Consider the following 14,339-nt stretch of genomic DNA (forward strand, 5'->3'; position numbering starts at 1 on the left):
ATATCGCGCGCTGCTGCGTCTGGCGCCGCAGGCCTGGGACCTCGGGGCCGCGGCGGTGGACCAGGTGCCCAGGAGCTCCGCTTCCCGGGCCGGTACCCTGTGTGGGAAAAGAGGCCGGGCCGCCAGGACCCGGTAGCGGTTTCCGACCGTGCGTTGCTCACAGCGGTCGCAGCCCTGCATCAAGGAGGATGCCCATGAGTGTCGTGGTGGTGGGGTCGCTCAACGTGGATCTCAACGTGACTGTGGATCGTCTTCCCGGGCCGGGGGAGACCCTTCTGGGCGCTGGCGGCCGCACGAGCCCTGGCGGCAAAGGGGCCAACCAGGCGCTCGCCGCCGCCCTGCGCGGGGCCGAGGTACGCATGGTGGGGGCGGTCGGCGAGGACGCCAACGCTGCCGTCGCCCTGAGCCGTCTGTCACAGGCAGGTGTGGACACGTCCCTGGTGGCTGGCCTGGACGCGCCTACGGGGCTGGCTGTGTGCGTGGTGGACGGCGCCGGGCGGAACACTATCGTCGTCGTCCCGGGTGCCAACGGTCTGGTTGGTGCCGCCCAGGTGGAGGCGGCCGCGCCAGCGATCACCCGTGCCAGCGTCCTGGTGCTCCAGGGAGAGGTTCCTCCTGGTGCGGTGGCTGCGGCCGTGAGGGCGGCCTGCGGACACGCTGGCGGGGCTGGGGTCCCTGGGCGGCCCCGTATCCTTCTCAACCTCGCTCCCGTCATCCCGCTGGACGCGCGGATCGTGCAGCTGGCCGACCCGCTGGTGGTCAACGAGCACGAGGGCCGACTGGTCCTCAAGGAGGTCTTCGGCATCGACCCGGCCTCCTTGGAGAAGCAGGCCGACCCGGACGTCGCGGTGGCCCGCGCCCTTGTGACCCAGGGCCTGGCCTCGGTGGTCATGACCCTGGGGAGCGGGGTGCGGTCGCGCTGGAGGCGGGAGATCCCAGTAGGCCGCTGGCCTTCCCCTCACCCGAGTGGCGGTGGTGGACACGGTGGGCGCTGGGGACGCCTTCGTGGGGCGCTGGCGGCCAGCCTGGCGGCAGGTGGCACGCTCGCCCAGGCCGTGGGGCCGGGGTGCGGGTGGGAGCCTACGCCTGTACCGGCCGCGGCGCCCAGGACTCCTACCCGGGCCGGGGGACGAGCTGCCGCGGTAGCGGGGTGCGGCATCCCGACTCCGCTCGTGCCAGTGCGGTACGTCCGCCTTACATCCTCTTTACATCCTCCTTACCTCCTCCTCGCGCCCGGGCGGGCGTGAGGGCCGCCGCACGCCCCAGTACCTCCAGGCCTCGCTCTTGACGCCCGAGGGTGGACGTGAGAGCATGGATGTAGTCCATTCGACGATGAATGGATATACACCAGGTTGGTGCGTCAGCCCTGGTGGGTCTGCCGGAGCAAGGAGGCTCTCGCGTGGCACAGATAGACAGCACTACGGACAGCGGCACAGGCAGGAGCACCTCGGGCAGGCCGGGCGGGTCGGGTGTAGACCGGAGGGTGCGGGCAGGGGCGAGCGCGGCTTGGCGACGCCCAATCCTGTGGCGTACGGTGGCGGCGGCGGTGCTGGTGGCCGTCTGCCTCCTGGGCACACGGTTCGTCTCGCCCTCCGAGGCTGAGGCGATCCTGTCGGGTGACAGCGTCGACCCCGTCGACTACGCGACGGACACCTACTCCGACGTCGTCGCCTACGTGGAGGACAACGCGGTCCCCCTTCCCGAGCTCGCGGCCGATCTGGAGGCTGACGAGGACGCGGCCGCCGAGCAGCACGGCCAGCGTGACGGCGAGGCCGCCTACACCTACGCCACCACCTTCACCGGCATCGTGGGTGGGGGAGGCTTCGGCACCGTCTCGGTCCAGGTGGACGGCATGCCCCGGGGTGTGGCCGTCTACGTGCCCACCGGGCCGGCACTGACCGGGACGGCGCTGCGGGACGTCACGGGGGAGACCACCTTTGACATGTTCACCAACCAGATCGACTACGCCCAGGTGGGCATTACCCTCAACGAGCAGGTCCGCGACGACGTCCTAGTCCCAGCGGACCTAGCCTCGCTGGGCGGGAGGACGGTCACCGTGACGGGCGCCTTTGCCTACTCCGACCCCAGGCCATCACCGTCGTGCCCGTAAGCATCGAGGTCGGGTCATGACGGCGGGGCGGCCGACGGCACCTACTCGGCCAGTGGTCCTTGCGGGGCGGGGCGTCACCAAGGCCTATGGGGCCACCCACGCGCTGCGCGGCGTGGACCTGGAGATCCACCAGGGCGAGGTTCTCGCCCTCATTGGGGAGAATGGAGCCGGGAAGTCCACGCTGATGAAGATACTCTCCGGCGTGGAGCAGCCCAGCTCGGGGACCGTCGAGCTCGACGGGCAGCCGGTGCTCCTCGCCTCCCCGGCGCAGGCGGTGGCGCTGGGCGTGGCGATCATCCACCAGGAGCTCAGCCTGTGCCCCAACCTCTCCGTGGTGGACAACATCTTCCTGGGCCGCGAGCTGGCTGGGCCCACCGGTGTGGCCAGGCGCCGTGAGCGCGAGGCCACCCGCGCCGTCCTGGAGCGGCTGGGGGAGGAGATCGACCCTGACGCCCTGGTGGGCGACCTGAGCCTGGGCCAGCAGCAGCTCGTCGAGATCGCCCGCGCCCTGGACGAGGACGCCCGAGTACTCATCATGGACGAGCCCACCTCCGCCCTGTCCGCCTCCGAGGTCGAGATCCTCTTCAGTGTCATCCGCGACCTGACCTCCCGTGGCGTCGCCGTGGTCTACATCTCCCACCACATGGATGAGTGCCTGGAAGTCGCGGACACTGCCGTCGTCCTTCGGGACGGCTGGCTGGTGGCCAGCCGTCCCGTGGCGGAGGTGGACCTGCCCTGGATCGTGCGCACCATGGCCGGACGCGACCAGTCTGACCTTTTCCCCGCCATCACGGCGAGTCCGGGACAAGTGGTTCTCCAGGTGGAGGACCTTATGGTGCCCGACCCGGCCAACCCCTCCCGCCTCGCGGTGGACACGGTATCCCTGAGCGTGAGGGAGGGCGAGGTCGTCGCCGTCTACGGGCTCATGGGCGCCGGGCGCACCGAGCTGCTAGAGACCCTGGCCGGCCGCCACCGCCCGGCCGCAGGGCGGATCCTTCTGGACGGGCGGGACGTCACCGCTACCTCGGTGGCCGACAGGATCGACCAGGGCGTGGTCCTGGCGCCGGAGGACCGCCAGGCTGACGGGCTGGTCCAAGTCATGAGCGTGGGCTCCAACATGTCGCTGGCCGCCCTGAGACGCCTCACCCGGGCGGGCGCCATCCACAGGCGGCGGGAGGCCGCCGAGGTGGGCCGGGGGATCGAGGCAGTGCGGGTCAAGACGGAGTCCGCCTCTGCACCTATCACCTCCCTGTCCGGCGGCAACCAGCAGAAGGTGGTCCTGGCCAAGGTGCTCATGACTGCCCCGCGCCTGGTGCTGCTGGACGAGCCCACACGGGGCGTGGACATCGGCGCCAGGTCGGACATCTTCGCCACGACGGCGCAGATCGCCGGGTCCGGCGCCGGAGTGCTCCTGGCCACCTCCGAGCTGGCCGAGGCTCTGCAGGCCAGTACCAGGCTCCTGGTCATGGCCCGGGGGCGCCTGGTGGCTGAGCTGGACCCGGGCACCGCTACCCGCGACCAGGTCATGGCCGCCACGGGTGAGCAGCTGAGGACCGCGTGACAGCCGCACCTGCTTGCCTCGCCGCAGTGATGGCACGACCGCCGCGACTACCGCGTCCGTTCGACTGGGCCTCACCCGCACCACCTCGCGACTGACCCTCATCACCTTCATCCACTCACGCAAGACCCACTCAGGATATCTACCCAGGACGGCCGCCCATGACCACCCCGACCACCTCATCCACTCCGCCCGGCCCGACAGCCTCGTCGACCCAGTCCGCCCCTCCTGACGCACGTCTGGCGCGTACCGGCCTGCGCGTCGGCGACCGCAGCCTGGGAGAGTTCCTCATGGCGCAGCGCGCCTTCATCGCCCTCATCGTCCTCGTCGTCGTCTTCGCCTCCCTGTCCAGCAGCTTCCTGGACCCGACGAACCTCGTGTCCATGACCAAGCACGTGGCCTACAACGCCCTGCTCGCCCTGGGAATGCTCCTGGTCATCCTCACCGGGGGCATCGACTTGTCGGTGGGGTCGGTAGTAGGTCTGACCGGCGTGGTCGCGGGTGTCATGCTGCGTGGGACGCACCTGTCCCTCCTGGACCTCAACGCCTACCCCTCGGTACTTGTCGTCGTCATCGTCGCCCTGCTCGTGGGCACAGGAGTGGGTGCGCTCAACGGTCTCCTGGTCACCCGCTTCCGCGTGGCCCCCTTCATCGCCACCCTCGGCTCCCTGTACATGGCTAGGGGAGCCGCCCTGCTCATCTCTGGTGGGGAGACCTACTCCGACCTTGACGGCGCGGAAGGGCTGGGCAACACCGGATTCTACGTTCTGGGCGTCTCACGGTTCCTGGGCCTGCCTACCTCGGTGTGGCTCATGATCGTCCTCGGGGCGCTCGTGGCGCTCCTGGTCGCCCGGGCGCCCTTCGGGAGGTGGTTGTACGCCGTGGGTGGCAACGAGCGGGCCGCTGAGCTCTCCGGGGTGCCGGTGAACCGGGTGAAGATGCGCGTCTACATGGCCTCGGGGTTCTTCGCCGCCCTGGCCGGGCTCATTATCGCCTCAGAGCTGACAGCCGCCGCCCCTGCGGCGGGCGAGACCTACGAGATGAACGCCATCGCGGCGGTCGTCATCGGCGGGGCCTCCCTGGCCGGAGGGCGCGGGGACGTCAAGGGGGCGCTTATCGGCGCCTTCGTCATCGGCTTCCTCAACGACGGGCTGGTGCTGGTCGGGGTCTCCTCGTTCTGGCAGACCTTCCTCAAGGGTCTGGTCATCGTCCTGGCCGTGGTGCTCGACCAGGGCCAGCAGCGCCTGGAGCGCTCCCGGGCCGCCGCCCAGGCCGCCCGCAGCGTCAGGCTCGAGGTCGAGCGGACCAGCCCGGGCGGAGAGGCCAGTGCGGGTGCGCAGGCCGGTCCGCCTGACGAGGCAGGCGAGGGTGGCACCAGTGCCCGGCGGCCGCAGGCGCAGACCCAGACGCAGACCCGGACCCAGATACAGACCCAGACGCAGACCCGGACGGAGGCGGCGGCCTCCCGGTCGGCTTCCTTGCCGACAGCGACGGATGAGAGCGAGGACACGCAATGACGCCCCGGACACCCCTGACATTCCCACCGGCTCTGCCCGCTCCTCCGGCGACCTCGGCCGCGCTGCTGGCCAGGACACCAGCCGCTGCGCTGACGCCCGGTGCAGCCGCTGTGGTGCCCACGCGGCGCAGCCTCCTGAGGGCCTCGCTGGTCGGCTGCGTCGCCCTGCCGGCGTTGGCTGCCCTGGGCGCCTGCTCCTCGCGGGGCGCGGACTCGGACTACATCGCCGTCATCACCCCGGCCCACGACAACCCCTACTTCAAGACCGAGGCTGACGCAGCCGTGGACAGAGCGCGCGCCCTGGGGTACGCGGCCACGGCCTTCTCCCACCGCGACGACGTCAACGTGCAGTCCGAGCTCATCGACTCCGCGGTCTCCCAACGCGCGGTGGCCATCATCCTGGACAACGCGGGCGCGGACTCCACCGAGGGGGCCTCCCGCAGGGCCGTGGAGGCCGGGGTGCCCGTGTTCCTCATCGACCGCGAGATCAATGAGGCGGGGATCGTCCAGGCCCAGATCGTGGCCAACAACTCCCAGGGGGCGGCGCTGGTGGCCCAGCGGCTGGCCGAGGAGCTTCAGGGAAAGGGGCGCTACTACGAGCTGCTCGGGCGTGAGACCGACACCAACGCGGCGGTGCGCTCCACGGCCTTCCACTCTGTGCTGGACCAGTACGAGGGCCTGGAGCTCGCTGGCCAGGAGACCGCCAACTGGGACCAGCAGGAGGCCTACACCAAGGTGGAGACCCTGCTGCAGCGCGACAGCGGCATCCAGGCCATTATCTGTGGCAACGACACCATGGCCGTGGGGGCGGTGGCTGCCGTCCAGCAGGCCGGGCGCACCGGTGACATCGTGGTGGCCGGGTTCGACGGCAGTCCTGACGCCGTGGACGCGATCAAGGCGGGCACCATGCTCGCCACCGGCATGCAGCCCGCCGTGCTCATCGCCCAGATGGCGGTGGAGCAGGCCCACGCCTACGTGACCGGTGGCAGTACCGGGAAGAGGGAGAAGCAGCTTGTGGACTGCGTGCTCATCGACGAGTCCAACGCGCAGGGCTACACCCTCTTCGAGATGGAGGAGGACTCCTAGGGCCCGTCGCGACAGTGGTGTGGGGGCGGGGAGCCAGACGGGCAGGACTGGTGCTGCGCAGTGTCGTCTGCTAGGCTAAGCACAGATATCATTCAAAGATGAATGCTTATTCTCTCTTGTCCGTTGCCCGCGTGGCAGCCCGCTTCCCTCGCAGAGGAGGCTTCTGATGAGTACCCCCTACATCCTCGCCCTCGACGAGGGCACCACCAACGCCAAGGCCCTCGCCGTGGCACGTGACGGTACCGTCCTGGCAGCAGGGTCGGCACCCGTGCCCGTGGCCTACCCGCGCCCCGGCTGGGTGGAGCAGGACGCCGACGCCGTCTGGAAGGCCCAGGTCGAGGCGATCAGGGCCTGCCTCGGGGTTCTCGACGCAGTCCCGGAGGGTGTCGCCATCTCCAACCAGCGCGAGTCCGTGGTTGCCTGGGACGCGCGCACCGGTGCCGCGCTCGGCCCCGTCATCGGCTGGCAGGACTCCCGTACCGCCGAGTTCTGTGACTGGCTGCGTTCCCCTGAGCGCGAGTTCGCCGTGTCCGTGGCCACCGGCCTGTCCCTGGACCCTATGTTCTCCGCCCCGAAGATGCGCTACCTGCTGGACCGGCTCGGTGCCAGCGCCGGGGTCGTGGACGGGCAGGTGCGGGTGGGCACGATCGACTCCTGGCTGGTGTCACGCCTGACCGGCCAGGACTCCTACGTCATTGAGGCGGGCAACGCCTCGCGCACCCTGCTGCTGGACCTGTCCACGCTGGAGTGGTCGCAGCCCATGTGCGACCTCTTCGGCGTGGCCAGGGAGATTCTGCCCCAGGTGGTGGCCTCCAACGCCGACTTCGGCTCCACCAGGGGGCTGGACGTGCTTCCCGACGGGGTGCCGGTGGTTGGGGTGCTGGGCGACTCCCACGCCGCGCTGTTCGGACACGGCTGTCGCACCCCTGCCGAGGGCAAGGCCACCTACGGCACTGGCTCCTCCGTCATGGTGCCCGCAGGTGCGCAGCCCTCCGTGCGCCGGGGCGTGTCCACCACCCTGGCCTGGTTGACCGAGGAGCCCGTCTACGGTCACGAGGGCAATGTCGTCGCCTCTGGGACTGCCATGGACTGGGCCGCCCGGCTCCTGGGCGTGGAGGCGGGCAAGGGCCTTGACGCGCTGGCGGCTACCGTGGAGGACGCTGCAGGTGTCAGCCTGGTACCCGCCTTCACCGGGCTGGGCGCCCCCTGGTGGGACCGCCAGGCCGTGGGCGTCATCACTGGCGTCACTGCTGGTTCCAGCCGCGGGCACCTGGCTCGCGCGGCCCTGGAGAGCGTGGCCCACCAGGTCGCCGACGTCGTCGATGCACTGGGGGCGCAGGACCTGACCGTCCTGCACGCCGACGGCGGGGCCACCGCCTCCTGCCTGCTCATGCAGACCCAGGCCGACCTGCTGGGCCGTGACGTCATGGTCAGCGCCGATGCGGAGATCTCCGCCCTGGGCGCAGCCCTTATGGGTTTCACCCGCCTGGGCTGGGAAGTGCCGACACCCCTGCCGGGCCAGCAGGAGCAGGGCGGCAGGCGCTACCACCCGGTGCTCGACGAGCACCAGCGCTCCTGCGCCCGCACCCGGTGGTCCCACGCTCTGGCCCGCTCCCGCCTGGCCCCCGGCGCGTGAGCCCTCACGGTGGCTCCGCAGCCGGGCGGGGTGCCAGAAGGCCCCGGATGCTGCTGGCCGTCCACCGCAGCCAGTCCACACCTGAGACCGCCAACCATTCTCAGACAACACCACCAGTCGGGGGAGATGACACATCATGACTACAGCGACTACGGAGACTACAGCGACTACGGCGACTACAGCGACGAACACGACCCCAGCTGCGGCGACAGGCACTGCAGCAGGTCCAGGGATGTGCCCGGGGACGGTCCAGGCCGCTGCCAGCCCCGTCTTCGGCGCGGGCCTGTGGAACTTCGCTACCTACGTGGACCGCTACGCCGTGGACCGCTACGGGGAGGCCCGCTCCACCATCGAGCAGATTGAGCTGGCTGCGCGGGTGGGCGACATCAGCTATGTGGACCTCAACTACCCTTTCACGCACGGTGTCAGTCTCGGCGACGTCAAGGCGGCGCTAGAGCGCACCGGTATCGCGGCCATCGGTGTCACCCCGGAGATCTACCTACGCGAGCACCAGCTGGGGGCCTTCACCAACCCAGACCCGGCCAGGCGGGCCTCCGCCATGGCGATCATGCAGGGCGCGGCCGACGTGGTACGCGAACTCGGCGCACGCTACGTCAAGATCTGGCCCGGCCAGGACGGATTCGACTACCCCTTCCAGGTGGACTACGCCGAGCTGAACCGCCTGGCCGTCGACGGCATGCGCGACCTGGCCCAGGCCAACCCCGACCTGCGATTCGTCATTGAGTACAAGCCGCGTGAGCCGCGTACCCACATGCTCTGGTCCTCCGCGGCCAGGACAGTACTGGGCATCCAGCAGATGGGGGTGGACAACGTGGGCGTGCTGCTGGACTTCGGCCACGCCCTGTTCGGCGGGGAGTCCCCCGCTGAGGCCGCCCAGCTGCTCATTGACCACGGCCTGCTGTGGGGTATGGACGTCAACGACAACTTTCGGGGCTGGGACGACGACATGGTGGTGGGCAGTGTCCACATCACCGAGGTATTCGAGTTCTTCCACACCCTGAGGAAGAACGGCTGGGAGGGGGTGTGGCAACTCGACCAGTTCCCTTTCCGTGAGGACGTGGTGGATAACGCCCGCACCTCCATCCGCTTCCTCAAGGCCATCCACCGCGCCCTAGAGCGCCTGGACGAGGAGGCCCTGGCGCAGGCCCAGGCCCGCCACGACTCCCTGGCCGCCCAGCGCGCCGTCCAGGACGCACTTCTGGGCTGCATGGCCTGAGCCGCCAGGAAGCACCTGAGCCGAGCAAGAGGAAAGGAGACCTGCTGTCATGACTGTCTCGGCCGACCTGCCCGTCATCGGGCGCACCGCACCTGGAGCCTCCCGGGAGGAGGTGATCAGCCACCTGAGGGAGGGGGCGCGCCTGATCCGCCGCAAGGCCCTGACCAACATCGTCAGTGCCGGGATGGGACACGTAGGCGGGAGATGTCGATCATTGACGCCCTGGCCGTCCTCTACCTGCACTCGGCCAGGATCACCCCGGACAACCTGGAGGACCCCGACCGCGACCGTGTCATCCTGTCCAAGGGGCATGCCGCCAACGCCCTGTACACGACGCTGGCGGCAGCCGGAGTCATCCCTGTCGAGCAGCTCGACACCTTTGTCCAGCCGGGCTCCGCCCTCAACGGACACCCCTCCCGTACCTCGGTGCCCGGCGTGGAGGTCAGCACGGGACCCTTGGGGCACGGCCTGCCTGTCGGTGTCGGGGACGCCGTCGCCGCCAAGATCGACGGCTCGCCCCGACGCGTGTTCGTCCTCACCGGCGACGGCGAGCTCCAGGAGGGATCCAACTGGGAGGCCCTCATGTTCGCCTCCCAGCAGCAGCTGGACAACCTGTGTGTGCTGGTGGACCGCAACCGTCTTCAGCAGGGTGCCCGGGTCGAGGACACCAACGACCTGTCCCCGTTGGACGACAAGGCCCGAGCCTTCGGCTGGGAGGTCGTTGAGGTCGACGCCCACGATTACGGACAGCTCCTTGACGTGTTCGCAGGGGTCCCCTCCGCCAGCGGGCGGCCCACCTTTGTCATCGCCCACTCGCACAAGGGGCACCCGATCTCGTTCATGTCTGACTCGGTCGCCTGGCACCACAGGCTGCCCAGTGATGCCGAGGTGGAGCAGGCACTGGCAGAGCTGGAGGCACTGGTATGAATACCATCACTGAGACAGGGCACATGTACGACTGCCGACAGGCCTACGCGCAGACCCTGCTGGACATCGCGCGCCATGACGAGCGGCTTGTCGTGGTTACCAATGACTCCGTGGGATCCTCAAGCCTGGGTGAGTTCCGTCAGGAGATGCCTGGTCGGCTCGTCAATGTCGGCATTGCTGAGCAGAACCAGGTGGGAGTGGCCGCAGGGCTGGAGAACGGAGGCAAGGTCCCTGTCGTCTCCTGCGCGGGATCCTTCCTGTCCGCCCGCGCCACCGAGCAGGTCAAGATCGATACTGCCTACTCCCGCCGTCACGTGCTGCTGTGCGCCCAGTCGCCGGGCCTGGCCTATGGGGCGCTAGGCTCCACCCACCACAGCGCAGAGGACGTGTCGATCATGCGCGCCATCCCGGGCATGACCGTCATCGTCCCGGCGGACCCGGCTGAGACCGCCGGAGCCGTGCGCTGGGCTTACGAACAGCTCGACGGCCCGGCCTACATCCGCGTCTCACGTATGAAGGTGCCTGCCGTCCACGCCGAGGACTACGCGTTCACACCCCGGGCGGTCGTGCTCCACGAGGGAACGGACCTGACGGTGATCGCCAACGGTGTCACCGTCCACCGGGCGGTCCAGGCCGTGACACAACTGGCTCGGGAGGGGATCAGTGTCCGGCTGCTGTCGGTGCCTGTGGTCAAGCCGCTGGATGAGGAGGCGGTCCTGGCTGCCGCCCGCGAGACCGTAGGGATCATCACCGTGGAGGAGGGGACTGTCAAGGGTGGCCTGGGTGGTGCCGTCGCCGAGCTGACCGCCAGTCGGCACCCTGTGCCAGTCAGGAGAGTCGGCGTGCCCGACGAGTTCGCCCCCACCGGCTCCGAGTCCTGGCTCATGGACCACTGGGGTATCAGCGCTGAGGGCATTATCGCCGCGGCCAAGGACCTGCTCGCCTGACGCAGGAGCTGTCCAGGTTCTTGTCCCGCAGCGGGGCCTCCAGGCAGCGCCGACGTTGACGGCCCGGCGTGCACCTGGTGGGCCCCGCTGTGCGGTGCTCCGGGGGTGCGCTCTGCTGACTGTGCCCGCCGTCTGGACGCACGATCCGTGCCCGGTACGTCCTGGCAGTGAGGTAATGGTTCCGCCGACCTCGTGCTACCGGAGCCACTGGTGATCTCTGGGGATCACCCAGATTCTAATTCAGATTGGCATACAGATGACATTCGGGTGGGTGAGATGAGGACGGCTTGGTCTAGACTCCGCAGGTCTCGGGCGTGCGACCCCTATTTTTAGGGTGAGATTGCGGCATATCTGGGAGGGGTGCGTACGTGGGGGAGGTGGGGTGGGTTGACACAGAGGTGCGAGGGAGATAGCATGAAGTGCAGACATTCGGTACTGAATACTGATTCATCAACTCAAGGGCGAGTGTGAGGAGTACCTTCATGTCACAGGACCAGATATCGACGCTCTTCCGCGACCACTTCGCGGGAAGGCACGTTGTCGTCACCGGCGCCGCAGGAGGCATCGGCCTGGGTATTGCTCGGGCCTTCGCGAGCTGCGGGGCGACGGTGCGTGTCGCTGACCTGTGCGGCGCAGTGCTCGATGTGGCTGAGGATCTGCGCAGCGAGGGGCTTGCGGTTACTGCCGAGCAGCTCGACGTGACCGACGACCCCAGCGTGCGAGCCTTCTTCCGGCGTGTTGGCGAGGACTTCGGCGGGCTTGACGTCTTGGTCTCCAACGCGGGCGTCATCGAGATCGAGAGGCTGGAGGACACGACGACCGAGGGGTTCGAGCGTGTCCTGCGCGTCAACACCCTGGCTCAGTTCATCGCCGCTCGGGAGGCTGCGCCTTTACTACGCAGGGCCGGCGGGGGGTCGATCATCAACGCGGCCTCGGCCCAGGCCCGTCACGGCTTCATCTACACCCCCGGTTATGCCGCCTCCAAGTTTGGTGTGCTGGGACTGACCCAGTCGCTGGCCAAGGAGCTGGCTGCGGACGGTATCCGGGTCAATGCCTACTGCCCGGGCATCGTGGTCACGGACATGTGGGCCTACAACGACAGGAGGTGGGGCTCCCTGCTGGGCGGCTACGAGCCGGGTGAGCTCGTGGCTGAGTGGATAGACAAGATTCCCCTGGGCCGTGCGGCAACCAGGGAGGACGTCGCCAACCTCGTCCTCTTCCTCGCGTCTGACGCTGCCGGGTGCATCACGGGCCAGGCCGTCAACGTTGACGGCGGCATGGAAATGAACTGACCGGGTGCGGAGGAGAACTCAGATGTCGTACGCACAAGCCGTGGCGCACGGCTCAGTCCAGTCGGCCGCGCCTCGCTGGGGAAGGCTGGCCGAGGCTCTCAAGAGCACCGGGGGGGCGGTGATAGGGCTTGTCGTCCTTGTCGTCGTCCTGTCCCTGGTCGCCCCCGGCTTTGCCACCTCGCGCAACCTTGTCAATATTATCGACCAGGTGACGACCCTAGGTATTGTCGCTATCGGTGGGACCGCTATTATTATCACCGGCGGTATCGACCTGTCGGTGGGGTCGGTCATGGCACTAGCGACGATGGTGCTGGGCTGGTTGTCTCACGACGGCGGCTGGCCCATGTGGGCGGCTATGGTCGCTGCGGCGCTTGTCGGTACCGCGTGCGGCGCCGTCAACGGCGTAGCAGTGACGATCGCCAAGCTGCCGCCCTTTATCGCGACGCTGGCCATGATGTCTGTTGCGCGCGGCCTGGCCAACCTCATCACGGACGGCCAGCAGATCGTGGGCTACCCCGACTGGTTCTTCAGCCTCTCCTCCCAGAGGTACCTGGAGTTCTTCTCGGTCACGGCCGTGACGCTGGTCGTCATCGCTGTCGTGTCCGCAGTGTGGTTGCGGTCGCGGCCCTCGGGGCGGGCGCTGTACGCGATCGGGGGAGGTGAGGAGGTCGCCCGGCTGGCTGGTATCCAGGTCAGGCGGGTCGTGACGGCTACCTACGCCATTGCGGGAGCCCTGGCCGGGGTGGCAGGGATCATCCTCGCTACAAGGCTCGACTCCTCGCAGCCCAGCGCAGGGACAGGGCTTGAGCTCGATGTGATCGCGGCCGTCGTCATCGGCGGAGCGAGCCTGACCGGTGGGGTGGGGAGCATATCGGGGACCGTCGTCGGCGTGCTCATTATCGGCATCCTTCGAAACGGTCTCAACCTTCTTGGGGTGTCGCCGTTCATTCAGGCCATTCTCATCGGCCTGGTTATTGCCGTTGCGGTGATGGGTGACGTCCTCAGACGCAGGAACTAGGCGGGACCAGCGGAAGGAAAGGGGTCCTCCATGAGACGTAAAGAATTTATCAGGCTTGTTGGGGCCGGGGTGGCCGTCGCGGCCGTCGGCCCGCTGGCTGGCTGCCGCTCGAGCCAGTCCTCTGGTGGGAGGAGGATAGGGCTGGCCGTCGCCAACCTCCAGGCCGACTTCTTCAACCGTATACGCCAGTCTGCGGAGGCAGAGGCTCAGGCCCAGGGCGCGCAGATCATCGTCGCAGACGCAGGAGGCGACGCCGACAAGCAGGTCAGCCAGGTCCAGGACCTCATCAGCCAGCAGGTCGAGGCAGTCATCTACATCCCGGCCGGGGCCACCGCAGCGAGCGTACCTGTCCGTAACGCCCGCGCCCAGGACATCCCGGTCGTGACGGTTGACCGAAATCCGGACGGAGAGCCCGGAGACACCTTTATCGCCACCGACTCCGTGGCGGCGGCCCAGGTCCTGGGCGAGTGGGTCGTGGAACGTACCGGAGGTGCCGGGACGCTTGGAGTCATCCAGGGGCAGGTCGGGACCACCCCGGAGAACGACCGGGACGAGGGGTTCAAGAACGGGATCTCCGGCTCCCAGGTCACTGAGGTCGCGCGTCAGGCCTCCGAGGGCTGGCACCAGGACGAGGGCTTTGACATTGCACAGGACATGCTTCAGGCCCACTCAGAGATCGACGTCATCTTTGGCCGCTCTGACGCTCTTGCGCTGGGTGCGGCGCAGGCAGCCCGGGCAGTAGGGCGTGACGACATCCTCATCGTGGGGTTCGACGGCGACGACGCCGGGCTCCAGGGGGTCAAGGACGGCACGATCGCCGCGACCATGGTCCAGAAGACCATGTACATGGGGCAGCTGGCGGTTCAGTCCGCTCTGCGGCTCATCAATGGGGAGACGGTCGAGCCCGAGCAGCTTCAGGAGGGGAGTCTGGCCACGCCTGACAACGTCGACGAGTTCATCGGTGAGCACCCATGAGGGGGACAGCGACTGGCGTGGCTCACGAGAGCCTGAC

At 68.6% G+C, this 14,339-nt stretch carries 12 protein-coding genes; all 12 read left to right on the forward strand.

Annotated features, from left to right (window positions below; all coding sequences use genetic code 11):
* Nucleotides 1–194 precede the first annotated feature (194 nt).
* Nucleotides 195–1,247, forward strand: a complete 1,053-nt coding sequence (locus tag D5R93_RS02930) for a PfkB family carbohydrate kinase (protein ID WP_205570084.1) — start codon at nt 195–197, stop codon at nt 1,245–1,247.
* Between the two features lie 152 nt (nt 1,248–1,399).
* Nucleotides 1,400–2,110, forward strand: a complete 711-nt coding sequence (locus D5R93_RS02935; RefSeq protein ID WP_162933797.1) for a DUF2291 family protein — start codon at nt 1,400–1,402, stop codon at nt 2,108–2,110.
* A gap of 16 nt (nt 2,111–2,126) precedes the next feature.
* Nucleotides 2,127–3,671: a sugar ABC transporter ATP-binding protein gene (locus tag D5R93_RS02940; protein ID WP_120203748.1), complete on the forward strand. Its 1,545-nt coding sequence runs from the start codon at nt 2,127–2,129 to the stop codon at nt 3,669–3,671.
* A gap of 158 nt (nt 3,672–3,829) precedes the next feature.
* Nucleotides 3,830–5,185, forward strand: coding sequence for an ABC transporter permease (locus D5R93_RS02945; protein WP_120203751.1), 1,356 nt, complete (start codon nt 3,830–3,832; stop codon nt 5,183–5,185).
* Entirely contained in the window at nt 5,182–6,270 is a 1,089-nt protein-coding gene (locus D5R93_RS02950) for a D-ribose ABC transporter substrate-binding protein (protein ID WP_120203754.1), read from the forward strand. The genes D5R93_RS02945 and D5R93_RS02950 overlap by 4 nt, the downstream gene beginning before the upstream one ends.
* A 166-nt stretch (nt 6,271–6,436) precedes the next feature.
* Complete coding sequence (locus D5R93_RS02955; RefSeq protein ID WP_120203756.1) at nt 6,437–7,906, forward strand: FGGY-family carbohydrate kinase; 1,470 nt, start codon at nt 6,437–6,439, stop codon at nt 7,904–7,906.
* 232 nt (nt 7,907–8,138) lie between these two features.
* Nucleotides 8,139–9,143 (forward strand): sugar phosphate isomerase/epimerase family protein, encoded by a 1,005-nt coding sequence (locus D5R93_RS02960; RefSeq protein ID WP_119836997.1) that lies wholly within the window; start codon nt 8,139–8,141, stop codon nt 9,141–9,143.
* Nucleotides 9,144–9,347: 204 nt separating this feature from the next.
* Nucleotides 9,348–10,070 (forward strand): transketolase, encoded by a 723-nt coding sequence (locus tag D5R93_RS02965; protein ID WP_120203759.1) that lies wholly within the window; start codon nt 9,348–9,350, stop codon nt 10,068–10,070.
* On the forward strand, nt 10,067–11,017 hold the full coding sequence (locus D5R93_RS02970; RefSeq protein WP_119836999.1) for a transketolase family protein: 951 nt from the start codon (nt 10,067–10,069) through the stop codon (nt 11,015–11,017). The genes D5R93_RS02965 and D5R93_RS02970 overlap by 4 nt, the downstream gene beginning before the upstream one ends.
* A 482-nt stretch (nt 11,018–11,499) precedes the next feature.
* Nucleotides 11,500–12,309, forward strand: coding sequence for an SDR family NAD(P)-dependent oxidoreductase (locus D5R93_RS02975; protein ID WP_119837000.1), 810 nt, complete (start codon nt 11,500–11,502; stop codon nt 12,307–12,309).
* A 22-nt stretch (nt 12,310–12,331) separates the two neighbouring features.
* Entirely contained in the window at nt 12,332–13,327 is a 996-nt protein-coding gene (locus D5R93_RS02980; RefSeq protein ID WP_119837001.1) for an ABC transporter permease, read from the forward strand.
* A 30-nt stretch (nt 13,328–13,357) separates the two neighbouring features.
* Nucleotides 13,358–14,302, forward strand: coding sequence for a substrate-binding domain-containing protein (locus tag D5R93_RS02985; RefSeq protein WP_120203762.1), 945 nt, complete (start codon nt 13,358–13,360; stop codon nt 14,300–14,302).
* Nucleotides 14,303–14,339: the final 37 nt, after the last annotated feature.

This window comes from Actinomyces lilanjuaniae (assembly GCF_003606385.1).
Taxonomy (GTDB): Bacteria; Actinomycetota; Actinomycetes; order Actinomycetales; family Actinomycetaceae; genus Actinomyces; species Actinomyces lilanjuaniae.

What these genes read in the sequence shown, in the direction of transcription:
- D5R93_RS02930 (WP_205570084.1), top strand. Translation starts at nt 195, where the DNA reads ATGAGTGTCGTGGTGGTGGGGTCGCTCAACGTGGATCTCAACGTGACT.
- D5R93_RS02940 (WP_120203748.1), top strand. Translation starts at nt 2,127, where the DNA reads ATGACGGCGGGGCGGCCGACGGCACCTACTCGGCCAGTGGTCCTTGCG.
- D5R93_RS02945 (WP_120203751.1), top strand. Translation starts at nt 3,830, where the DNA reads ATGACCACCCCGACCACCTCATCCACTCCGCCCGGCCCGACAGCCTCG.
- D5R93_RS02950 (WP_120203754.1), top strand. Translation starts at nt 5,182, where the DNA reads ATGACGCCCCGGACACCCCTGACATTCCCACCGGCTCTGCCCGCTCCT.
- D5R93_RS02955 (WP_120203756.1), top strand. Translation starts at nt 6,437, where the DNA reads ATGAGTACCCCCTACATCCTCGCCCTCGACGAGGGCACCACCAACGCC.
- D5R93_RS02960 (WP_119836997.1), top strand. Translation starts at nt 8,139, where the DNA reads ATGTGCCCGGGGACGGTCCAGGCCGCTGCCAGCCCCGTCTTCGGCGCG.
- D5R93_RS02965 (WP_120203759.1), top strand. Translation starts at nt 9,348, where the DNA reads ATGTCGATCATTGACGCCCTGGCCGTCCTCTACCTGCACTCGGCCAGG.
- D5R93_RS02970 (WP_119836999.1), top strand. Translation starts at nt 10,067, where the DNA reads ATGAATACCATCACTGAGACAGGGCACATGTACGACTGCCGACAGGCC.
- D5R93_RS02975 (WP_119837000.1), top strand. Translation starts at nt 11,500, where the DNA reads ATGTCACAGGACCAGATATCGACGCTCTTCCGCGACCACTTCGCGGGA.
- D5R93_RS02980 (WP_119837001.1), top strand. Translation starts at nt 12,332, where the DNA reads ATGTCGTACGCACAAGCCGTGGCGCACGGCTCAGTCCAGTCGGCCGCG.
- D5R93_RS02985 (WP_120203762.1), top strand. Translation starts at nt 13,358, where the DNA reads ATGAGACGTAAAGAATTTATCAGGCTTGTTGGGGCCGGGGTGGCCGTC.